This window comes from Streptomyces sp. CA-250714 (genome assembly GCF_050936705.1).
Taxonomy (GTDB): Bacteria; Actinomycetota; Actinomycetes; order Streptomycetales; family Streptomycetaceae; genus Streptomyces.
In genome coordinates, this window is record NZ_JBNJMI010000001.1 from 172,390 (window position 1) to 194,066 (window position 21,677).

The window sequence follows — 21,677 nt, forward strand, 5'->3', positions numbered from 1 at the left end:
TACCCAATAGGAAAAGGCTATAGGGATTGCCTATGAGGTTCGATTAGGCTGTGCCTATGAGCACAGTCACCCTGCGGCAGATCGAGTACGCGCTCGCTGTCAACGAGGCGGGGGCCATCTGTGCCGCCGCGAAGGCACTGCACGTGGCACAGCCATCGCTGTCCCAGCAGATATCGAACCTGGAGCGCTCCCTGGGCGTCGTGCTGTTCGAGCGCACCGCGACGGGCACCTCCACCACGGCAGCCGGACGGGCGTTCCTGGCCGAGGCCCAGGCGGCGGTGCATGCGGTCGAACGGGCCCGCGACCTGGCGATCCCGGGCCGGGAGTAGCAAGGACGTCGTCATCGGGGCAAGCGAGCTGGTCCCTACGTCTTGGCCGGCGAAGGCGATGGGGCACCTGCGCGCGTCCGCTCCCCGGCTCTCTGTCCGCGTGGTGAACTTCGCCGATACGCAAGCACTGCTGGATGCCGTCGGATCAGGTGGAGTCGACATCGCGGTCGGCCCTGTTCGGCCGCCGGCATGGACCGGACGCAAGCACCAGGTCGGAACGCTCGAATTCGGCATCGCCGTCCCGCGCCGCTCCTCGTCCGCCGCCCGTGTCCCGGCGGGGAACCTTGCGGGACGGGACTGGATCGCCTGCCCCTCGAACGCGTCGGTGCTGACGCAACTGCGGGCGTCGATCGGCGACGTGGACATGGACCAGCCGGCCGCGCCCAATCTGGCCGCCGCCGTCTCCTACGTGGACGCCGGGCTGGGAGCCACCCTGGTTCCGGTCGGCTACGTGCTTCCGTCGTCGCTCCGTCTGGTCGGCATCCAACCGGCTCCCACGGCCGATCTGTATGCGCTCGCTCTCGACGCCACCGAGGCTGCGACGTTCGACCGCATCACTCAGGAGATCACGGTCTGCAGCCACTCCTGAGCGCCTTGCACCACGGGCCCACAAGACGGCGATGTCTCCTCGGTCGGCTGACGGCCACCACGACGGCCGGGACTCCCCGTCCTCGGGAGTCCCGGCCGTGGCCTGGCTGAGCGTCTCAGCTGGGGGATGTCTGCGGGGTCTGCTGTTCGTGCGGCGCCTCGTCACCCGCCGGGCGGGATGCGATCTCCTCCAAGGACAACCCCTTCGTCTCCCGCACATACCTCGCGGCGAACACCGTGGCGGCGAGAGCGACGAGGCAGTACAGCCCGTACGTCATCGACAGACTGCTCGCGGAGAGTACCGGGAAGGTCAGCGTCACCACGAAGTTCGACGTCCAGTTGGAGGCGAAGCTGATCCCGAGGGCGGTGCCCCGGATGCGGTTGGGGAAGCTCTCACTCAGCAGCACCACGACGACCGGCCCCCAGGTGGAGCCGAACGCCACGACGAACAGGTTGGCGAATACCAGGGCGACGACTCCCCAGACGTGCGGCAGGTGGGGCGTTCCGTCGACGACGGTGGCCTGCGAGAACGAGATCGCAATCAAGAGGAGCGATACGAACATGCCAGCGGCTCCCGTCACCAGCAGCGGCTTGCGGCCGATACGGTCGACGAGGCCGATCGCGATGAAGGTCACGAGGACGTTGACGACGGAAGTCATCGTGGAGATGAGGGACGAGTCGGACTCCTCGAACCCGACGGCCTGCCAGAGCGTCGTCGAGTAGTAAAAGATCACGTTGATGCCGACGAACTGCTGGAAGGCGAACAGGATGATGCCGACCCAGACGATCGGCTACAGTCCGAGACGGTGCCCGCGCACCGACCCCTTCTCACTCGCCGCGTTCTGAATCCCGTCCTCGATCTCCCGAACGGAGACATCGACCATGGTGCGCGGAACGAGGCCGCCGAGGACGCTTCTCGCTTCCTCGGTCCGGCCCTGTGTGATCAGGAAGCGCGGCGACTCCGGCAGGGGCAACGTGATGAAGCCGTAGACCACCGAGGGAATGACCCCGACCAGGAACATCCAGCGCCACGCCGGAAGCCCGAGCACCACCTCGGAGGCGCCGCCGGCGGTGTCCGCGAACAACTGGTCGGACAGCAGCGCCGCGAAGATGCCAACCGTGATGGCGAGCTGCTGTAGTGACCCGAGCCGGCCCCGATTGCCCTTCGGCGCGATCTCCGAGATGTAGGCCGGTGCGATCACCGATGCCGTGCCGATCGCGATTCCACCCACGAGACGCCACAGCACGAAGTCCCACAGTGCGAAGGCGAACGCGCTGCCGACGGACGAGACCAAGAACAGGACCGCCGCCCAGAACATGATGCGCGTGCGGCCCCAGCGGTCGGCGAGACGGCCGGCCAGATACGCCCCGAAGGCGCACCCGAGAAGCGCTGACGCCACCGCGAGGCCACCGGCGCCCTCGGACAAACCGAAATGATCACTGATCGCGTTGACGGCTCCGTTGATGACGGAGGAGTCGAAACCGAAGAGGAAACCGGCGACGGCCGCCGCAACGGCGAGCATCCGAACACGGCCGGCACGATGATTGTCACTCAGGGCGGATTCTTCGACACGGTCCACTACTTACCCCTTTGTGTTCGCTTCATGACCGGCCGCACGGACTCCCTCTTCCGGCGGCCAAGAAATCGCGCATCAGCAGCAGGGGAAGCGGTGATGAAGGGCAGGTCGGTCAATTCAGGCATCGATACGGGCGGGCATGCGTCAACCAGGAACCGCGACCGCAGTGGTTAGCGCTCCGCGCCTTCGCATGCCGTCAAAGGTGAAGTCAAGCCGCATTCGTCCGTCGTTTACAAAGACGAGTTTCCTCTTCACCGATAGGTTCGACCTCTTACCTCAGTCGTGGGTATCGCGTGCTGAGATCTCCAACGACGGATCGTGCAGACGAGGAGCCGGGCGGGAGGCCGGCAGTGTGCGAGACAGCAGTTCCCCGCGTGGGAGCGCGTCGCCTCCGACGCCGGGGCGCGGACCCCGGGATCGACCGGGCCACCGTGGCCAGGATTGAAACCTGGGTCGGGGTGGAGGAACTCCTGGGCCGTATCCGCGACGCACTGAAGTTCCGCCAATTCCGGCCGGTGGAGGTGCGGCAGGCCCGCACGATGAGGACCGACGGTGGGAGGTCGCGCGCCGACTCCTACACGACGACGCCACGGCCACCGCCGACCGCGTCGCCAGCCGACTTCTCCTGCTCTATGCCCAGCACATCAACACCGTCCGCCATCTCACCGTCGACCACGTGCAGCGCGACGGCGACAAGCTGAAGATTCTGCTCGGGGACCGCCCGATCGTGCTGCCCGTGCCGTCGTCCCGACGATCAGCGGCTCTTGGAATCATCTCGTTTGGTGAGTCCGCGGTAGCAGATAGGGTGCTCACGTGCCCGGTGCTTGTGGGCGACCCAGGGCCGACTCGGCCGGCAACAAGCATGGTCAAAGCACGCCGCCCTCATGTTGGTTGTCGGTCAAGCACATATCAGCGTTGAGCGGAAGGTCCGACGTGAGTGCTTTCGGCGCCCTTGCCATTGTTACCGCGGTCATAGCGATAGTCACCGGTGCTGTGACGTACCCGCTCGTCCGGCGTGACCTCAGCCCGGCAGGAGCGCTGCTGGCCGCCGGATGCGTTGCCGCGGCCGTGGGCGCCGGCTGGCTGTTGACGCTTTTCCACGCGTTGCTCGGTTTCGCGATCGGGCTCGCGGTCTACCTGGTGACGCGCCGACGGTTGACGGGTACGCAGGCGATGATGGCCGGTGGCGCCGGCTATGTCGTCAGCACGCTGCTGTCCGTCGGCGCCTTGATGATGGCCCTCAGTGGCATGTAGAGCATGGCGTTGTCCGTGGGCTGGGGCGGGTGAAGGCGTGGGCAGTGGCCGGGCCGGCCGCCTGCGGATCGGCTTCGCCGCCTCCCTCGCGCTGACTGTTCTGCCCGGCCTGCTGCGCTCCTTCCGGCGTCGATTCCCCGACGTGGACCTGGACATCCACGAGATGACCACCGCACCGCAGATCGCCGCCCTGCACGACAGGACGATCGATATCGGTCTGCTGCGCGAACCGCCCACAGACGAGGCAGAGCTCGGTTTCCGGACCGTACTGACCGAACCGTTCGTGGCCGTCCTGCCGGCAGCACCCGCTCGCGACCCAACGGAGCGTTGAGCTGTCCCAGTTGGCGGACTCGCCCTTCGTACTCCTGCCCCGCGCGGTCGGCCCGCAGCTCCACGACCAGATCACCGGTCTGTGCGGCGCGGCGGGCTTCACACCGCGGGTGGCGCAGCACGCGGTGGAGTGGCAAACCGTGTGCGCCCTCGTGGAAACCGGTCTGGGCGTCTCCCTGGCCCCGGCGAGCATCCGCCGCATCCGCCTCAAAGGCGTCGCCTTCCGCAGGATCGAACCCGGCACCGTCCGCACACGAGTGGCCGTCGCCTGACGCGAGAACGACCATAATCCGCTGGTCACACGCCTGTTGGCGACCATCAGTCAAGAGGCGCCGGACAGGCCCCGGCACTCCAGCCGTAGAGCGTGAGCTTCATGTCCAGGATGGGGATTGTCGCCGGTATTGGCTGGTGCGGGAGTTGGCCGGTGCCGAGTGGCCCGCCCGGCTGACGGGAGTCGCCGGGCGGGCCTGACGGGGCCGGTCAGCCCTCGGTGAGGGCGGCGGTGGCGATCCGGCCCAGTTGTTCGGGCAGGTCGTCCGGGGAGCGGTTCTGGAGGTAGACCGTGGCGAAGACCGGGCCGGCCACCAGGGCATGTACGAGGTCGATGTCCGGGGGTGCCGGGAGCTCACCGCGGTCGACAGCTCGGCCGAGCAGTTCAGCGAGGCCGGCCTGCTGGACGGTGACGAAGGCGTCGTGGAAGCGAGCGGCGAGCTCCGGAGAACTGCGTACGTCGGCGAGCAGCCCCGGGATTGCGGCGGCGGCCGCCGGGGTGGTGACGTGGTCCACGATCTCCTGCACGAGCGCCGTCAGGTCCCCGAGCAGGCTTCCCGTGTCGGGTGGCGGGGGCAGGTCCGCGGTGTGCACGGCTGCCGCGAACACCATCTCCTGCTTCGTCGCATAGCGCCGGTAGATCGCCGCCTTACCGATCCGCGCTCGCTCGGCCACGGCGTCCACGGTCAGCCCGGCGTATCCGCTCTCCGTCAGGAGGCTGCGGGTGGCGGTGAGGATCGCTTCGTCGACCCGGTTGTCTCGAGGTCGTCCCATGCCGCCATGTTACGGTACTCACCGTTCCGAAACTCGTGGTTTCGTAAGGGGCCGATGGTGATGGTGATGGGACGCTGGGCAGGACGGATCCTGATGTTTCTGGGAGCGGTGCACCTCATCGTGCTGGGGGCGCAGAACGTCCAGTACATCGACGAGTGGTTCAACGGGACGCTGTGGGGGCTGCCACGTGACGAGTTCATCCACCCCCGTGGCGCGAACGGCGCGTTCTGGAGCTCGATCGGCAGCTTCGCCGTGCCGATGATGCTACTGGGCGCGCTCGTATCCGACCTGGCCCGGCGGCGCATCGCACTGCCCGCGTCCATCGGCTGGGGGCTGGCTGTGTGGTGCGCGGTGTCGGCGGCGATTCTGGAGCCGACGCCCATGCTGCTGGGGCTGATCCCGGCGGTGCTGTTGATCCGGGAGGCGCGAGCCGTCCGTTCGGCGTGAGGCGCCTTCGGTGGTGGCCTCGGCAAGTTGCGGGCCGGGAGGTGGGGGCTCAAGAACGCCAGGTCGCCGTCTGCCTCGTCTGCCTCGTCTTCGCCGACGCCCTTGCGCGGTGGCCTGCTCGGCCGCATTGGCCACGGCTGGGGCCCCGTTCCGCGCCGATGCGTTGGTCCAGAAGGCGCCGAAGCGAACGAGCGTCACATGCCGGGGCGACAGGAGGGAACAGCGCTGGGCCCGCAAGAGCCTGCAGCTGACCGCCGAGGCGGCGAGCACAGCACAGCACCCTCGATACGGACGGTGCAGAAGCCGGCGGACGTGGCGGTCCCGGGGCCCGCCAACGTCACCAGCGTGTCACAGAGCAGACCGTCCGGTCGGTCGTAACCACTGGCAGCTATTGTGACGAGGCAATTCGAACGGCCGGGAGCGGAGGTAGGTCGTGTCGGACGAGGGGCGGCTCATCGGCGGGCGCTACCGGCTGACCGAGCAGATCGGCCGAGGCGGCATGGGCACGGTATGGCGTGTCCAGGACGAGGTGCTGGGCCGCCAGGTCGCGCTGAAGCGCCTGCACCCGCAGCCGCAGCTGTCCGACGCCGACCTCGCCACGCTCTACGAACGCATGCGCCGCGAGGCGCGCAGCGCCGCCTGCATCGTGCACCCCAATGTGGTCGTGGTCCATGACGTGGTGGACGACAGCGGTCAGCCCTGCATCGTCATGGAGTACATTCCGGCGGTCACACTCGGTGATCTCCTCAAGGAGAAGGGCACCCTTCCGCCCGAGGAGGCGGCTCGTATCGGTCTCGGCATGGTCGCCGCGCTGCGGGCCGCGCATGCCGCCGGTGTGCTGCACCGCGACGTCAAGCCCGGCAACGTCATGCTCGGCGCCGAGGGACGGGTGGTGCTCACCGACTTCGGCATCGCCATGACCGCCGACGCCTCCACGCTGACCAAGACCGGCGAAATGGTCGGCTCCCTCCCCTACATGGCGCCGGAGCGGATACGCGGGCAGAAGCCCGGCCCCGCCTCGGATCTGTGGGCACTGGGCGCGACGCTGTACCAGGCGGTGGAAGGCCGGCCGCCGTTCCACCGGGACACCGCGATGGAGGTCGCGTACGCCATCGCCGTCGATCCGCTGGAGCCTGTGAAGCGGGCCGGGCCGCTGGCGCCGCTCATCGAATCGCTGCTGCTCAAGGATCCGGACCAGCGGCCGTCGGCGGAGCAGACCGAGCAGGCACTGCGGGCAGCCCAGTCCGGCGAATCGACCGACGTGCTGCTTCCGGCAGCGCCCGCACAGACCGCGGAACCCGTCCGGCCCGACGAGGGAAGCGAACGCCGCGAACGGCGCCGAGGCCGCAAGAAGCGCCGCGTCCTCGTCACGGCCATCGTCGCCGTTGCGGCCGCGATCGCGGCTGTCACGGGCGCGATCCACGCGACATCCGATCGTGAAACGGACGCCGGAAAGCGCCGCCCCAGCGCCGCACCGCCTTACACGCCACCTCCCGTGCCCAAGGGCTTCCACAAGGTCACCGAGAAGAAGTTCGACGCCTCCTTCCCCGTACCGGACGGCTGGAAGGTCGTCGCCCGGACGAGCGATTCCGTGACCTACGGCGACAAGTCCCGCCGGGTCGGCATCACGCTCGGGATGGTGGACCCCGCGGGTTCGCACCCCGTGGCGCACTTCAAGGACATAGAGGCGAACACCAAGAAGAACTACGACGTGTACCGCAGGCTGCGTATGCAGAAGACCACTTTTCGGGAACAGCCTGCTGCGATCTGGGAGTTCACCGTCCAGGGGCGGGCCCGCATGTACCGCGCCATCGACCTGGGCTTCGGCCGCGCGGGCGGCCGGGAGTACGACCTCTACCTCTCGGCCCCCAACACCCAGTGGGACACCCACCGCCCCGTTTTCGACAAATTCAGGGACGGATTCGCCGTGACTGATCACTGACCTTCCGCGGCGCTGTCGGTATCTCTGGCCAGAGGCGGAATGCGCCTTGAGCCCTCCCCCGCGACGACCACGCCGTCCTTGGCCGTCGTCAACGCGAGAGCCACGGTCAGGCTCGAGCGCCCTCGGCCCTACTCCAGGTCCGCTCGTGACCCGCCACTGGATAATCGTCCGAGCCGATAGCCGACGGCGGTACCTCGAGGACGAAGAAGAGGAAGTTGGGTTTGGTCGAAAGGTCATGGAAATCGTCGGGGAAAAGCTCTCGGGCGGCCGGGTCGGGCAGCGGCTCGCTGATAACGGAAAGACGGAAGCCGGCGGTGGCGAAAGCATCGGTCATCGCGTGCAACGGCTTGCGCCAGAACCTCATCGGGAAGGACTGTCCGTTGAACGTCCAGTCGAAGGTATAGCTGGTGGTCGCGAAATAGTCGGGCCGAGGATCCTGGAGCGTATAGGCCACGACAGGGTGATCCACCGACGCGATCAGTCGGCCGCCGGGCCTGAGCACTCGCCGTATCTCGGCCAGTGTCGGCTCCCAGTCCTCCAGGTAGTGCAGGACCAGTGACGCGACCACGTCGTCGAACGCTCCGTCGGCGAACGGCAGACGGTCGCTCAGGTCGACCCGGTGCAGGGCCGCCTCGTCACCCAGCCGCCGCCTGGCCAACGCCAGCATCCCGGCGCTGGCGTCGATTCCGGTGACAACAGCACCGCGGTCGCGCAATGCGGCGGACAGGGGGCCCGAGCCGCAGCCGGCGTCCAGGATCCGGCGGCCGGCCACGTCTCCGGCGAGGGCCAACATCGCGGGCCGCGCGTAGTACGCGTTCGCGAGGTTGTTCTCGGTTTCCGCCGAGTACGCCTCGGCGAAGCTGTCGTAGTCATTCACCTGGGCCGGATCGGCAGGCCGGGAGCTCTCCGGCACATCGGTTACGCGTTCCATCGCCGCAGCCTAGTAGTCACAAGAACCGCAGGACAGAATCCAGCTCGGCGAAGACGCGGGTGGCCCGCCGGACTTGGGTGAGCAGTTCAGAGGGTTTGCGGCAGGTCCTGCCGCGCCTGTCGGGCGTGGTGATCGAGTCCATGCGGGGGGGGTGGATGCGGTCACCTTGCGTACGCGTTCTCGTACGTCCTCGGCACGGTGTCCGCAGTGCGGCGCGAGTTCAGGGCGGGTGCATGGCCGGTACGAGCGGCTGCTCTCGGACCATCCTGATGGGAGGCCGGCAAGTGGGCATTGCGCTGTTGCGGCGGGCTGCCCGGTGGTGACGTTCGCGGAACAGATTCCGGGACTTGCGTCCTCACGCCCGGTACACCCGGTCGTGCGCAGCTCGACGGGCAGGTCGCCGTTGAGCGGGCGCGCCCACGTGTTGGCCACGACGAGGCGTTCGAACCTGGCTGGCTGCTGCTCGGGCGCGGACAGACCGATCGGCCCTCCCCCCGTCGTGCACGACCGGCGTGACCTCCCACAGGTGCAGGCGGTCAAGGAAAGCCGCGACCACGGTGGCCTGCTCCTCGCGGAGATACCGGTAGCCCAGGCGGGCCGAGGACAGTACGAAGCCGGGGGTCCAGGGCGACGGAGCGGAACTGGTCCCGCAGGGCACGGATCACGTCGCGATACACCAACTACCAGGCCGACGACGACGGGTGTGAGGCGATGGGCCGGCCGAGGAGCCCGGCGACACCGACAGCCAGATGGACATACCGATCCCACCTCCCAGTTCGGCTGCGGCGCCCCCTCCCCACGCTGCGATGCCTGCACGGTGGTTAGCCACGATGATTCTCCTCCTCTCCTGCATGACTACCTGTCTTGTTTCCAACGCTGGGACGCTGGGCGGTGCGGGTATATGACAGTGCTTACGTACCCGGCGGTATGCAGGTGTCAGGCTGACCGCACGGCGATCAGCAGGGCATAGCCGAGCGTGCCGTCCGCGACGGCGGTGCGGGCGGCCTGAAGGACTGCGGGGGCCGCAGCCAGGTCCACGCCCGCTTCGGTGAGCCGGGCCGGGGCGGTGATGCGGAGCAGGTTCAGTCGTGCCTCGATCTGGTCGATCATCCGGAGCAGGGCCGCATCGTGACGCTCGGTGGCCAGGATGCGCAGTCCCGCAGCGGCCAGGATGTCGGCGTACTCCGGGAGCGGGCGGGCGTCGGCGACGCAGGCGATTCGGGCTCCCAGACCGGTCAGTTCGGGTGGCAGTCGGTCGGGGGCGGCGGTGACGTCGGTGATGCCGACCCGGCCGCCGGGCTTGAGGACGCGGGCGAACTCGGCGGCGGCTTGTGCTTTCCCGGGGAAGGTGCACAGGGCGCACTCGCACACCACCACATCGAACACGCCCTCCGGGTAGGGCAGATGCTCGGCATCGCCGGTGACGAACGCGGCCCGCTCGGCAAGCCCCGCCGCTTGCGCGGCTCCTTGGGCGAGGGTGGTGTTGGCCGCCGCGTAGTCCACCCCGTCCACTCGCGCTCGGTACGAGTCGGCGAGCAGGAGCGCAGTGGTGCCGCGTCCGGACGCCACGTCCAGGACACGGCTGTTCTCGGCCAGTTGGAGGTTGTCGGCGAGGCGGCGGGTCAGCGCGGTGCCGCCGGGGTGGTAGGAGTCGCCGAGCAGGAGGGCGACGATGTCCTTGGTGTAGGCATCGGCGCAGCAGCTCTTGACCTCGTCGCTGTTCATGACTGCTGTTTCCTCGTCGTATCCGTACGGGCGGTCTGCGAGCCGTACGGAGTCGGCGCGAGCCGGCCCGCGAGCGGCAGCGCGTTCGGTACCACGTCCGCGACCGGCACGCCCGACATCTCGGCCCGCACCTGCTCGCGGTAGCCGACCGAGTTGTAGGCGCAGAACGGGATGAGGCGGCCGTCCGGGGTGATCTCCTCGACGCAGCACTTCATCAGCTGTTTGACGTTGAGGGTGTACGGGTCCTGGAAGTCCTGCACCACGATCATGAACGCCTTGTCCTGCAGGTCCTTCACGGCGTGCGGCAGATCGATGCCGCAGCTTTCCGCGCAGTCCAGCGCCTCGGCGGTGGCGCGGAGTTTCTCCTCGGTGGTGGCGGTGCCCATGAATGCGGAGGCCGACCACAGCTTCTCCAGCGCCTCCCGGATGCCGGTGTCGGGCATGACCCGGTTGGTGACGTAGTCGAGGTGGTCCTCCACGTCGAGGAGGCGCGGGATGGGCACGACGGTGCGGTTGCCCGGCTCTCCGTCCACCAGCAGGTAGGTGACGGAGCGGCAGGTCGGGAAGCAGCAGGGGACGGGGAAGAAGTCGCCCTTTTGGAACCAGCCCGGCAGCTGCTCATTGATCAGCTTGATCACGTCGGGGTTGGTGAGCCGGTTCAGCGGGTCGAAGGGGACGTGCCGGCCGGAGTGGGTGACGGGCTGGAAGGCCACCGAGCGGACGGCGGGATGGTCGACGCCGAACTCGATGATCGCACCCAGCTCGTGTTCGTTCAGGTCACGCTCCACGGCAGCCACGAGGGTGACGGTCAGTCCGGCGTCGGCGCAGTTGTCCAAGGCGCGCTGTTTGAAAGTCCGCAGGTCCCGCCCGCGGATCTCCCGGTGGGTGCGCTCCTCGAAGCCGTCGAACTGCAGGTAGATGTTCAGCGACCTGCCGGGGATCTGGTTGCGTTTGCCGAGCTCGGCGACGAAGTCCTGGTCGGTGGCGAGGCGGATGCCGTTGGTGTTGAGGGTGACGTTTCTGATCGGACGGTCCAGGGCCAGGTCGATGAAGTCGAGGATGTGCTTGTGGATGGTGGGCTCTCCGCCTGAGAACATCACCACCTCGGCCTCGCCCTCGCTCTCTACGAAGACGTCGAGCATCCGCGCGCACTGCTCGTGGGTGATGGAGTAGCTTCCCCTCGCCTCAGTGCGGGAGCCGCTCCCAGGCGGGTGGCCGGAATCGGCGAAGCAGATCGGGCAGTCCAGGTTGCAGCCGGTGTTGACCTCGATGATGCCGAGGCAGGCGTGCTGCTTGTGTTCCGGGCACAGCCCGCAGTCGCTGGGGCAGCCCTCCCGTACCTCTGTCTGGAAGGCGAGGGGGATGGTGCCGGGCTTGTTGAAGCGCGCCGAGGACAGGTACTCATCGGCATCGCCGTAGACCAGTGCCTCGAACTCGCCATGCTCGGTGCAGCGTTTCCGCAGGTAGACCTTGCCTTTGCGGATGTTGACCTGCGCATCGATCGGGGTCTTGCACAGCGGGCAGACAGACTTGGTGAACTCGACGAACACCTCGTCCCGATCCACCTTGCGCCGGGGAGCCGGGGCTTGGGTCATGGGGGTTCCTCCACTTGGCAGTGGTTGGGTGCGCGGCAGTTGGGCGGGGCTTGCGGCAGTGGCCAGGTTCGGCTTCCGGCCGGAAGGCGTCACGCCAGAGGCGCATTTGGGGTGAGAGGCGAGAACGTCGATCGGGCGGGCGCCGCGACGTCACGGGCGGTTTTCCCGAATCGGATCAGGCGGCCGGGCCGTGCCTGCGGCGTCGGTGACGGCGGATGGCAGCCCTCCGGCCCGGCACTGTGCTGGCATCGCCTGTGGCGCCAAGGCGTTGGCGACGGCTTCGCACGCGTTCATCACTGCTCCGCGTCCTCGGGGCGCCGCTCGTCGGCTTGGCGGCGCTCGTTCTGGTGCTGTCCGGGCGGGGGCGGCGCTCGCTGAGAGACGCGTAGCAGCAGTCCGGCGTAGAGCAGCATCAGCGCGTCCTGAACGAGCACGATCCAGCTCAGCGACTGGGTCAGATAGCGGCCGAAGCAGCCGCAGTTGTCCACTTTCAGCTCGCGGACGTACGCCTGCAACGCAAGTGCGCTCCACATGAGCGCCACTGCGGTGTACGCCCACACAGGCGTGCGGGCCATCGAGCGGGGGCGGGTCAGGAACCAGGCGCCGGACACCAGTTCCCCGGTGATCAGGACGCCGGCGAGGGCTGCCGCCCCGGCACCGGTGACCAGCCTGTAGGCAGCGAGGATGTCCGGCATCTCGCCGAGCGAGGCGAGCTGACCGGTGGCCATCGCCATGAGCACCGTGCCGAGTACGATCCGCAGCACCATGGGGCCGATGCTAGAAGCCGGGGCTGCCCGGGGAAGGTAAGCGCGCCACACCGACCGGCCGGTATGAGCTATCGGTGGTCGGCTCTGCGCTCGGCTTCGTCCTTGACCGAGGCGAGAGAGGCCGCGACGGTCCGTTCCCAGTGGGCGGCGACGGTCTGACCCCAGCGGGCTCCGGCCCGCCACAGGTCCGTACCCAGTTCTCCGTCGTACACCAGGCGCGTACCCGTCGGCTGCTCGGTCAGGACGAACGCTTCCGTCACGTGCGGCACCGGCCCTCGCACCAGCCTGAAGTCGACGCGTTCGGGCCGGGTGAAACGAACCGTCTCCACCGTCACGGCCCGGAACCGGCCATCGGCCAGCGGGGTGATGTGCGCGGCCAGCACCATGTCGCTGCCCCGCTCGAGTACCCGTACCTTCTCCCGCATCGCCCGCGTCGTACGCCCCAGATACGGCTGAGCGATCACATCGAACACCACCTCGCGGGGCGCGGCGATGTCGAACGTCTGCGGACCGAGGCGCCGCACCCGTCGCCCCAGCCCCACATCGAGCGGCAGTGCACCACTGACCAGCCCGGCATACCCGCCGACGGCGACGGCTGAGATGGCGGCAACGGAACCCGCGGCCCAGGCCGCGGCCCGGGCCGGGCGGATCCTCATGACGTGGCCTCCGGCTCACCCACCACACTGTCCACGGTGACGTGGTTGCCCTCGACGATCACCGTTCGGTCCGCTTCCGCGAGGACCGCGCCGTTCCATACAACCCGCAACATGATCTCGCCCCTTGCCGCACCTGAAGACGTTCCGCCGCCTGCCACGCTAGGCCCGAACCCGGCTCCGGTTCGGTGAGCGCGCCCGGGGTTCTTCGCCCAGCCGGCGAACTGGAAGGAGATGCTGCGCGCCCTGCGCACCGCCCCGGACCCGGGAAGGGCATCGTTCCGCTACGGCCTCGTCACCCGGCATGGGGGCTTCGCTTGCCCCTGCTCCCCCAAGCTCTTCGAGCAGGGGGACGCGCCCCGAAGGGGCGCGGGGAACTGCGCGACAAGCCACGACGAATCCGCAGTCCGCAAGCGTCGGACAGGGGCACCCCCTTACCGGAACAACGGAGAGGGCCGACCAAGATCCGCCGGACACGCCTAGTTGTATGAGGTCAGGACGTTGGTTACGCCTGCGCGTAGTCGGCTGGCAGGCGGTTGGCCTCCTGCTGCACCGTGTGGTCGGTGATAGTTGTAGTGGATGTTCCAGACGCCGAGGGCGCCGCGGCGTTGATCCTCGGAGAGCCAGCTGCGGGTGTAGAGGAACTCTTCAACGATGATCCGGTTGTAGCGCTCCACCTTGCCGTTGTGGCGAGGAGTGTATGGGGTGATGTGCTGATGACGTGCGCCAAGCAGGGCCTGGGTGAACGCGCTGGCGCGGTAGCAAGCGCCGTTGTCCGTGACGATGCGTTCCACGCTGGTGATGCCGTGGACTGCGAACCAGGCGCTCGACGGCCCTGGCGTGTTGGCTTCCCCGTCCATGGATCCGCCGGCCACCGCCGTCTGGGATCCGGCCGACCTTCTTCACGTCGATGTGGACCATGTGTCCGGGACGAAGGGCGGTGATCTGTCGTGGTTTCCGGTTCGATTCGCCGTTCGGGTCGATGAACCGACGGCGGGTCAGCCCGAGGGTGAGCAGGTGTCGCGACACGGCGCGGCGACTGATCGCTGGACCTTCGGCTTGGAGTTCGAAGGCGATCCTTGCAGCGGACCACTTGTGAGTGCGGCGCAGTTCTTCGATCCGGGCCACCGTGTGCGCTTTCGTAGCTGTCGGCTGGTGTCGGGGCGCTGACGAGCGGTCGAGCAGGCCCAGCTCGCCATGGCGGCGGTAGCGGCTGACCCACTTTGACGCGCAGGTGCGGGAGATACGGGAGATACCCATTTCCGCGGCGACGTGGGCGATCGGTCGGGTCTTGCATCGCTCGATGAGGCGGCGACGACCCTCGATGGACAGTGGCGCATTGGCGTGAGTCATGAACGCGCTCCTCGACGGGGTGCGGGGCTGGGGCGCAACCAGCCGGTCGCGCCCCAGCCCTGCGTGTGGGCCGTCATCTGTTCGACGCAGCCACTGCCTGGCCCTGGCGGTGCCGGCGGCCCGGCAGGAAGGGGAGAGGCGTCAGGCGGTGAGGTGGGCGCCGCCGTCTGTTTCGAGGACTGTGCCGGTGATGTTCGGGTTGGTGGCCAGCAGCACGATGGCTTCGGCGATGTCGGGCGCGGTGGCGATGCGCTTGGTGGGCAGGGAAGCGGCTGCCTGCGCGAAGAAGCCCTCTCGTTCCTCGGCGGCGAGCCCGTCCCACCACGGCGTGTCGACGTAGCCCGGGGAGACGGCATTGATCCGGATGGGCGCGAGTTCGGCGGCCAGCGGCTGGACGAGCCCTTCAACGGCGGCGTTGAGCGAGCCGATGCCGGCCGTGCCGGGCATAGCGGCCCGGGCGGTGACCGCCCCGACGAGAGTGACCGAGGCGTCCTTGCTGAGGTGAGCGAGGCCGGCCTGGAGCGCGGTGACCGTGGGCCAGTACTTCTCCTCGAACGCCTGTCGCAGGCCGTCTATGGACAACTCCCCGAACGGGCCCGTCCCGCCGTTGCCGGTGAGGGTGATGATCAGACGCTGGATCGGCGCGATCTGCGCGGCGAGCGCCGCGACCGCCCGGCCGTCGGCGGCATCGAGTACATGACCGTGGACCCGGCCGTCGATGGCGGCCTTCGCCCGGAGCATCCGCTCCTCGTTGCGTCCGGCGATGTGGACATCGTCTCCCTTGGCGGCCAGGTGCCGGGCCGTGGCCAGGCCGATCCCTGACGTTCCGCCGATGACGAGTGCCGTGGGCATGGTGAACTCCTTATTTCGAGACGTGGCGTCTCGAAGAGTACTTGTTTCCTAGACGTCGCGTCTCGGAATAGTTAGGCTTGGGCCCATGACCAGTGCCAAGACCCCGGCTCGCGGCCGGAAGCGCAGCGAGCAGACCAGGCTCGCGATCCTCACCGCCGCCTACGAACTCACGACCGAGGTCGGCTATCAGGCCGTCACGATCGAGGGCATCGCCGCCCGGGCCGGGGCGGGCAAGCAGACCGTCTACCGCTGGTGGCCCACGAAGGCGGACGTCCTGCTGGAAGCCTTGGCGGTCAAGGCCGATCTGAAGGTCTCCACCGCGGACCAGGGCTCATTCGAAACGGAGCTGGCCGTGTTCCTGCGGGACTCCGCAGCCTTGATGGCGCACCCGGGGGTGGCTCCCGTCCTGCGTTCTCTGATGGGCGAGGCGCAGCGGGATCCCGACTTCCGCCGCCGCTTCCAGGACGGCTTCCTGACCAAGCGCAGAGCCGCGCTGGAGACCCTCGTCGAGCGGGCCTCGGCCCGGGGCGACAAGCCCGCTCACCTGACCGCCGCCTTCGCGGCAGACGTGGTGTTCGGCCTGATCTGGTACCGCATCCTCGCCACCGAGCGCCTCCTCGACGAGGACGATGTCGCCGCCGTCCAGCACCTGTTCACCGAACACCCCGGCAAGGAGTAGCCACATGCCCGAGCGGATCATCGTCCTCACCGGAGCAACCGACGGACTCGGCCGCGCGCTCAGCCGCGAACTCGCTCACCACCCCGCGACCACGCTCATCCTCCACGGCCGCGACAAGACCCGGCTCGACGAGCTGGCCACCGAGCTGTCCGACGCACCCGCGTCGGTCATAACGGTGCGCGCCGACTTCTCCGAGCTGGCGCAGGTGCATCGGCTCGCCGACGAGATCGCCGGGCTCACCGACCGCGTCACGGTACTGGTGAACAACGCCGGCATCGGCGGCGGGGAACCCGACGGCACGGACCGCCGGCTCTCCGCCGACGGGCACGAGCTCCGCCTCGCGGTCAACCACCTCGCCCCGTTCGCACTGACGCAGCGGCTCCTGCCCCTGCTCGACCGCGGCGCACCGGCCCGCATCGTCAACGTGGCCTCGATCGGCCAGTCCCCAATCGACTTCGACGACCCGTCCCTCGAGCACCGCTATTCCGGCATGCGCGCCTACGGCCAGTCCAAGCTCGCCATGATCACCACGGGGTTCATGCTCGCTCGGCAACTCGACCCGCACCGGATCACGGTCAACAGCCTGCACCCGGCCACGTACATGCCGACCAAGATGGTCCTGGAGTCCGTCGGCCACAGCATCGACTCCCTCGAAACCGGCGTGGCGGCCGCCCTGCGCCTGATCCTCGACCCGGAACTCGACGGCGTCACCGGACAGTTCTACGACCGCACCCGCGCCGCGCAAGCGCACGCGGACGCCTACGACCCGGGCATCCAGCAGCAGCTCTGGGACCTCAGCACCCGCCTCACCGAGCGGATCCGGTAACCCCCCAGCATTGACTCGCACGACACTGCGCATGTAGCCGACGTCATCAACGTCCTGACCCGCAACACCTAGTCGACCAGTGAGTGACTCGACTTCGACAGCCTGCGCGCGCTGTTCGCCGCCTGGGACGGCCGACCCCGTCTCCGTCCGGCGCGCGGCATGCCGTTGACCAGCCGGTTGGGGAGCCGTGCATGCCGTGGTGGGCTGCCGCCTCCGGGCTGGTTCGGCGCAGTCGGCGGCCTCGGTCGAGGCGGAAGCCTTCGCGGGCGGCGGCCTGGCGGATGGACGACGCCAAGCCCGGTAGCTCCGGTGACTCCTTGTCCTGCCGAACCGTCGCCCTGGCCTCGGGCCTGCTTCGCGTAGCGCCCCATCCCCAGAAAGCCCGGTCAGCTCCAACGCGCAACGTCAGCAGCAGACGACTACCTCGGACACGACGCTTCGGCGGTTCAAGGGTGGGGCGAGTCCAGGGAGGCGTTGGCGGCGTCCGGCGGTCTCAGCAAGCGGCCGATCACCAGGCGGCCCAGTGCGATCAGGGCGTCGATCGGGGGCAGTGCGGGCGTCCGCCACAGGCGAACGGTACTTTCTGGAGGCGGACTTGGCGGAGAGGCCGGTACTTTCGTTCGCGATACTGGATGATCTCCTTGCAGGCAGCCGCAACCTACTTGCGACCGCTACAAGGTTCGACGCGGTGTCCTCCGACCAGGAAGGGCCCGGTCCGTCCCGCGCCCGGACCACAGTGACTGAGAGAAGAACTGCCATGACGAATGAACCACGGCCTCGCCGCAGGATAGACACCACGGTCCCGCACTCGGCTCGGATCTGGAACTACTGGACGGGAGGCAAGGACTACTACGAAGTCGACCGCATCGCCGGTGACCGGTACATCGACAACTACCCACCGATGCGCCTCTTTCCCCCGGAGAGCAGGGACTGGCTGCGGCGTGCCGTGACCTTCCTGGCGAAGGATGAAGGGGCCAGGCAGTTCCTGGATCTCGGTGCCGGGCTGCCCACCAGCAACAACACTCACGAGATCGCACAACGTATCGCCCCTGAGTGCCGGGTGGTCTACGTCGATCACGACCCGCTGGTGATCACTCACGTTGAGGCCCTCCTCACCAGCACGGCGGAAGGCGCTACGGCCTACGTCGAAGAGGACATGGAAAACACGGACCTCGTGCTGCAAGGCGCCGCCAAGACGCTGGATCTGTCAAAGCCCGTCGCCGTGGTCATCAGTGACGTGCTGGGGCACATCGTGGAGTGGGACGAGGCTCTCGGGCTGGTGCGGCGCCTGATGGACAGGCTTCCGTCAGGCAGTTGGCTGGCGATGAGTCACTCCACCGCAGCCGACGAGGGGCACCGAAAGGTTCAGGAGGAGTACAACCGGAGCGGTGCGATCCCTTACATCTTCCGTGAACCGTCCAAGACGGTGCAGCTCTTCGACGGCCTCGAGCTGATCGACCCTCCTGGGTACACCTCATGGCCCCGTTGGATGCCTGATGCGGACACCGGGACAGCCACCGACCGGGCAGGTTGGGGCGGAGTCGCGCGCAAGCCATGACGAACGGCACACGCCGTGGCCCACAACGCGGCCAGTTAGGTGCCGGTGGTGCAAGTGGCCTCGACGGCCAGGTGCAGCGCGGCGGAAGCCGGATTGGCCGAGAGCCTGCACAACTGACGTACTGCCGCACGTAGTTGCGCAGAGCGGAGCGCCCGCAGCCGTGCACGACCCGCAGGTCGGCAGACCATTCGCCGACGTGCGTTTCTGGTCGTCGACGCCGCTGCGGCGCTCGTGCTGCACGGCGGACCGGACCGGACCTCCTGGCGGCTCTGTTCCGGCGCACCCGAACCCCCTGGGCCCGACGATCTTACGAAGGACCACCTCAGGCCCGCGCCGCCTGGAAAGTAGGACAAGCTTAAAGATTCTCAATTGCCAGCATGGGCTGCGTGTTCGGGGGGTAACGTGCGGTGACCAAGCCGAGGTGGTGCCCCGCGGGCCGGAGGATGTCCTCCGCGGCAGGCACCTGTGTACGGCGATCGTCTGCCGCCCATGAAGATCAAGGAGCTGAACGTCAATGTCGAACTCGCAAGGGTCGGGCATCCGTAGCGACATCCCGCACTCGGCGCGGATCTGGAACTACTGGATGGGCGGCAAGGACAACTATGAGGTCGACCGCACCGTCGGGGAGGCGTGTCTGGAAATCGATCCGGACATCTCCACCATGGCCGTTCAGTCGCGCCAGTTCCTCATCCGCGCAGTGCGCTACCTGGCCAATGAGGCCGGCATCCGGCAGTTCCTCGACATCGGTACCGGCCTGCCCACCATGCAGAACACGCATGAAGTCGCACAGGGCGCGGCACCGGAGTCCAAGATCGTCTACGTCGACAACGACCCGCTGGTGCTCGCCCACGCCCGGGCGCTGTTGATCAACACCACCGACGAGGGGGTTACGAGTTACATCAACTCCGACTTCCACGATCCGGAGCAGATCATCGCCGACGCCCGGAACGTACTGAACTTCACCCAGCCGATCACCGTCATGTTCATGGGCGTGCTCGGCCATGCCCGCACCCACGCGGACATGCTGAGCATTGTCCGCACCGTCATGGACGCGGTGCCCTCGGGCAGCCACCTCGTTCTGTGGGACGGCACCACCGACAGCCAGGCATATGTGACTCTCTGCGAGGAATACGCCAAGACCGGTGGGGCCCCCTACTACCCGCGCACCCAGGACCAGATCCGCGCGGCGTTCGACGGCTTCGAGTTCGTCGACCCGGGCTTCGTCCCCATCATCGAATGGCGGCCCGAGTCAACCGAGATCGGCGAGCGGCCGCAGATCGCCGCCTACGGTGGAGTCGCACGCAAACTGTGAGTCCGCGTCCCACGCGGCGCTCGGCCGGGGCCCCTATTTTGCGGGTCCCGGCCGCGTGCTTCGGCGTCCGGTCCGGGCGCAACGGCTTGATCCGCGACACCTGGCGGCGCCCCCCTCAGGCCCACTCCCACCCGATGCCGAGGATGCCGGGTCCCGCGGCGTGCCGGATGAGATGGACCGAGCGGTTGCCGCCGCTCAGCGTCAGCTCCTGCGTTCCGCTCGGCCGCGCTCCGGCCGACGTACGTGCGAAGCTGTGGCACCGGACGGGGAGCTCCGCCGCGTCGAACCCGACCTGGAGCACGTACTGGCCGCCGCCGAAGCTGAAGCCTCGTACGTACTCATGGCTGACGCCGCCGGTACCGTCCTCCAACGCGTAGCCGAAGACGTAGGTCTCCCCCAACCGCAGCCGGGTGTCGAAAAGCAACTCCGTCACCACGACCTGGGCGCTCACGTTCCAGCGGACGCGTCCCACACGGCAGTTCTCGCCCGCCCGCACCCGCACCCGGTCCGGCGCGCAGCCCGGGTCGCCGTGGTGGATGGCGAGGTAGCGGTCGATGCCGTCGCGGTGGGCGCGGACGGCCTGCTGGGATGAGCGGGAGAGCAACTCGCGGCGCGCCCCGATCCGTACGCGCTCCCAGTGGTTGAGGGTGTGCAGCCCTCCGTCGAGCGGTGAGTCCAGCTCCGCAAGCAGCGTACGCAGCACATCGGACTGTTCGAACAGCGTCTGGTACGGGCGCGAGGCGGGCCGGTCCCGGCTCCCGCCGCCGGTCTGCTCGAGCAGCCGCAGCAGCGACTCGGCGGGCAGCCCGAGGACGTCCTCCAGTGCGCGTACGGCGGTCAGCGACTCGGGGCGGCGCGGACGCCGCGCGCCCTGTTGCCAGTAACTGAGACTGGTGACCCCGATGTTGATGCCACGCAGCGCGAGCCGGTGGCGCACGCGGTGCAGCGCGAGGCCGCGCGCCTCGATCGCGGTGCGCAGGGCGAGGTGGAAGGGGCCGGTGCGCAGCACCCGTTCGAGCTCGCCGGGGATTCCGGAGTCCGTGGAGTGAACGTTCACAGCCGACGCACCGTCCTTCCGCCCCTCGCCAGCCCGTGAGCCGGGCCCGTTCACATGCGCTCCCCCGCTGTTCACATCTCGTTCCCGTCCCGTATTGAAGCGTGTTGACCAGACACCGACAACTCACGATGCTCAACGGCAGCATCCGGATGCGCTCCTCCACCCCCTTCGTTCCCTGGGAGGATCGCCATGTCCCCACTGACTCTCCGCCGTCGCGCGGCCGGCCACAGGCCGCGCCGCGACGACCGCGGCCGTACGCGACGCAGACGTATCACCCTGGCCGCCGGCACGGCGGCGGCCCTGCTCGCCCTGCCCACCGCGATCGCCACTGCGGCGCCCGACGGCACGGCTCCGTCGACCGACGGCCCGCGCCCGCTGGCCGCCAAGCGGCTCGACATCTCCATGCAGGCCCAGGAGTTGAGCAACTGGTGCTGGGCGGCGGGAGGCAACACCATCTCCACCTACATGGGCAAGAACTACAGCCAGAACGCCTTCTGCAACGCCGCCTTCGGCCGCAGCCAGGGCAGTTCCTGCCCCAACAGCCAGGCCACGCTGGGCCATGTGCAGAACGCCCTCGACTGGATGGGCATCAACCCCGGTTCCTACGTCTCGGGCTGGCTGCGTTACAGCACGGTGCAGAGCGAGATCAACGCGGACCGTCCCGTCGAGACCCGCATCCTGTGGAGCTCGGGCGGCGGCCACATGCATGTCCTGTACGGCTACGACACCAGCCGGAACTGGGTCTACTGGGGCGACCCCTGGCCGTCCAACACCCGCTACAACTGGGCCTCGCACAGCTGGTACATCGACAACAACGAGTTCTCGTGGACCCACTCGCTCTACCGGATCGGAGCGTGA

General features: G+C 68.3%; 18 protein-coding genes and 3 pseudogenes. 11 read left to right on the plus strand and 10 right to left on the minus strand.

Annotation, left to right across the window (positions count from 1 at the left end; all coding sequences use genetic code 11):
- The first annotated feature begins 56 nt into the window (after positions 1 to 56).
- Positions 57 to 329: a LysR family transcriptional regulator gene (locus ACQEU8_RS00965; protein WP_433095753.1), complete on the plus strand. Its 273-nt coding sequence runs from the start codon at positions 57 to 59 to the stop codon at positions 327 to 329.
- Positions 283 to 918 (plus strand): LysR family transcriptional regulator substrate-binding protein, encoded by a 636-nt coding sequence (locus ACQEU8_RS00970; RefSeq protein ID WP_433095754.1) that lies wholly within the window; start codon positions 283 to 285, stop codon positions 916 to 918. The genes ACQEU8_RS00965 and ACQEU8_RS00970 overlap by 47 nt, the downstream gene beginning before the upstream one ends.
- 115 nt (positions 919 to 1,033) lie before the next feature.
- Here the strand turns inward: ACQEU8_RS00970 and ACQEU8_RS00975 are convergent.
- A pseudogene (locus ACQEU8_RS00975) lies at positions 1,034 to 2,440 on the minus strand (sugar porter family MFS transporter).
- Between the two features lie 987 nt (positions 2,441 to 3,427).
- On the opposite strand from ACQEU8_RS00975, the gene ACQEU8_RS00980 reads away from it, so the two are divergent.
- Positions 3,428 to 3,748 carry a hypothetical protein gene (locus ACQEU8_RS00980; RefSeq protein WP_433095755.1) on the plus strand — a complete coding sequence of 107 codons (321 nt, stop codon included), beginning with the start codon at positions 3,428 to 3,430 and terminating at the stop codon, positions 3,746 to 3,748.
- 25 nt (positions 3,749 to 3,773) lie between these two features.
- Positions 3,774 to 4,446: pseudogene (locus tag ACQEU8_RS00985) on the plus strand (LysR family substrate-binding domain-containing protein); the annotation flags it as partial.
- A 112-nt stretch (positions 4,447 to 4,558) separates the two neighbouring features.
- On the opposite strand, the gene ACQEU8_RS00990 reads toward ACQEU8_RS00985, so the two are convergent.
- On the minus strand, positions 4,559 to 5,122 hold the full coding sequence (locus tag ACQEU8_RS00990; protein WP_433095756.1) for a TetR/AcrR family transcriptional regulator: 564 nt from the start codon (positions 5,120 to 5,122) through the stop codon (positions 4,559 to 4,561).
- A gap of 66 nt (positions 5,123 to 5,188) precedes the next feature.
- On the opposite strand from ACQEU8_RS00990, the gene ACQEU8_RS00995 reads away from it, so the two are divergent.
- Complete coding sequence (locus ACQEU8_RS00995; protein ID WP_433095757.1) at positions 5,189 to 5,569, plus strand: DUF6463 family protein; 381 nt, start codon at positions 5,189 to 5,191, stop codon at positions 5,567 to 5,569.
- Between the two features lie 433 nt (positions 5,570 to 6,002).
- Positions 6,003 to 7,511 (plus strand): serine/threonine-protein kinase, encoded by a 1,509-nt coding sequence (locus tag ACQEU8_RS01000; protein WP_433095758.1) that lies wholly within the window; start codon positions 6,003 to 6,005, stop codon positions 7,509 to 7,511.
- Between the two features lie 106 nt (positions 7,512 to 7,617).
- Here the strand turns inward: ACQEU8_RS01000 and ACQEU8_RS01005 are convergent, their stop codons facing one another.
- The 7 genes and pseudogenes from ACQEU8_RS01005 to ACQEU8_RS01035 all read right to left on the minus strand — a co-directional run bounded on the left by ACQEU8_RS01005 (position 7,618) and on the right by ACQEU8_RS01035 (position 15,387).
- On the minus strand, positions 7,618 to 8,442 hold the full coding sequence (locus ACQEU8_RS01005; protein WP_433095759.1) for a class I SAM-dependent methyltransferase: 825 nt from the start codon (positions 8,440 to 8,442) through the stop codon (positions 7,618 to 7,620).
- Between the two features lie 936 nt (positions 8,443 to 9,378).
- Positions 9,379 to 10,167 (minus strand): class I SAM-dependent methyltransferase, encoded by a 789-nt coding sequence (locus ACQEU8_RS01010; RefSeq protein WP_433095760.1) that lies wholly within the window; start codon positions 10,165 to 10,167, stop codon positions 9,379 to 9,381.
- Positions 10,164 to 11,762, minus strand: a complete 1,599-nt coding sequence (locus ACQEU8_RS01015) for a radical SAM protein (RefSeq protein WP_433095761.1) — start codon at positions 11,760 to 11,762, stop codon at positions 10,164 to 10,166. The genes ACQEU8_RS01010 and ACQEU8_RS01015 overlap by 4 nt, the downstream gene beginning before the upstream one ends.
- Positions 11,763 to 12,055: 293 nt before the next feature.
- Positions 12,056 to 12,529 carry a MauE/DoxX family redox-associated membrane protein gene (locus tag ACQEU8_RS01020; protein WP_433095762.1) on the minus strand — a complete coding sequence of 158 codons (474 nt, stop codon included), beginning with the start codon at positions 12,527 to 12,529 and terminating at the stop codon, positions 12,056 to 12,058.
- A gap of 68 nt (positions 12,530 to 12,597) precedes the next feature.
- Positions 12,598 to 13,185, minus strand: a complete 588-nt coding sequence (locus ACQEU8_RS01025; RefSeq protein WP_433095763.1) for an SRPBCC family protein — start codon at positions 13,183 to 13,185, stop codon at positions 12,598 to 12,600.
- Positions 13,186 to 13,661: 476 nt separating this feature from the next.
- A pseudogene (locus ACQEU8_RS01030) lies at positions 13,662 to 14,535 on the minus strand (integrase core domain-containing protein).
- A gap of 141 nt (positions 14,536 to 14,676) precedes the next feature.
- Positions 14,677 to 15,387, minus strand: coding sequence for an SDR family oxidoreductase (locus tag ACQEU8_RS01035; RefSeq protein ID WP_433095764.1), 711 nt, complete (start codon positions 15,385 to 15,387; stop codon positions 14,677 to 14,679).
- Positions 15,388 to 15,472: 85 nt separating this feature from the next.
- Between ACQEU8_RS01035 and ACQEU8_RS01040 the strand changes: the two genes are divergently transcribed.
- The 4 genes from ACQEU8_RS01040 (at position 15,473) to ACQEU8_RS01055 (ending at position 19,762) form a co-directional block, all read left to right on the plus strand.
- On the plus strand, positions 15,473 to 16,066 hold the full coding sequence (locus ACQEU8_RS01040) for a TetR/AcrR family transcriptional regulator (RefSeq protein WP_433095765.1): 594 nt from the start codon (positions 15,473 to 15,475) through the stop codon (positions 16,064 to 16,066).
- 4 nt (positions 16,067 to 16,070) lie between these two features.
- Complete coding sequence (locus ACQEU8_RS01045; protein ID WP_433095766.1) at positions 16,071 to 16,892, plus strand: SDR family NAD(P)-dependent oxidoreductase; 822 nt, start codon at positions 16,071 to 16,073, stop codon at positions 16,890 to 16,892.
- Between the two features lie 757 nt (positions 16,893 to 17,649).
- Positions 17,650 to 18,450 carry an SAM-dependent methyltransferase gene (locus ACQEU8_RS01050; RefSeq protein ID WP_433095767.1) on the plus strand — a complete coding sequence of 267 codons (801 nt, stop codon included), beginning with the start codon at positions 17,650 to 17,652 and terminating at the stop codon, positions 18,448 to 18,450.
- A 514-nt stretch (positions 18,451 to 18,964) separates the two neighbouring features.
- Positions 18,965 to 19,762: an SAM-dependent methyltransferase gene (locus ACQEU8_RS01055; RefSeq protein WP_433095768.1), complete on the plus strand. Its 798-nt coding sequence runs from the start codon at positions 18,965 to 18,967 to the stop codon at positions 19,760 to 19,762.
- A 115-nt stretch (positions 19,763 to 19,877) separates the two neighbouring features.
- Here the strand turns inward: ACQEU8_RS01055 and ACQEU8_RS01060 are convergent, their stop codons facing one another.
- On the minus strand, positions 19,878 to 20,819 hold the full coding sequence (locus ACQEU8_RS01060; protein ID WP_433095769.1) for a hypothetical protein: 942 nt from the start codon (positions 20,817 to 20,819) through the stop codon (positions 19,878 to 19,880).
- A 189-nt stretch (positions 20,820 to 21,008) separates the two neighbouring features.
- Here ACQEU8_RS01060 and ACQEU8_RS01065 point away from each other — a divergent pair, with 189 nt between their 5' ends.
- Positions 21,009 to 21,677, plus strand: a complete 669-nt coding sequence (locus ACQEU8_RS01065; protein WP_433095770.1) for a papain-like cysteine protease family protein — start codon at positions 21,009 to 21,011, stop codon at positions 21,675 to 21,677.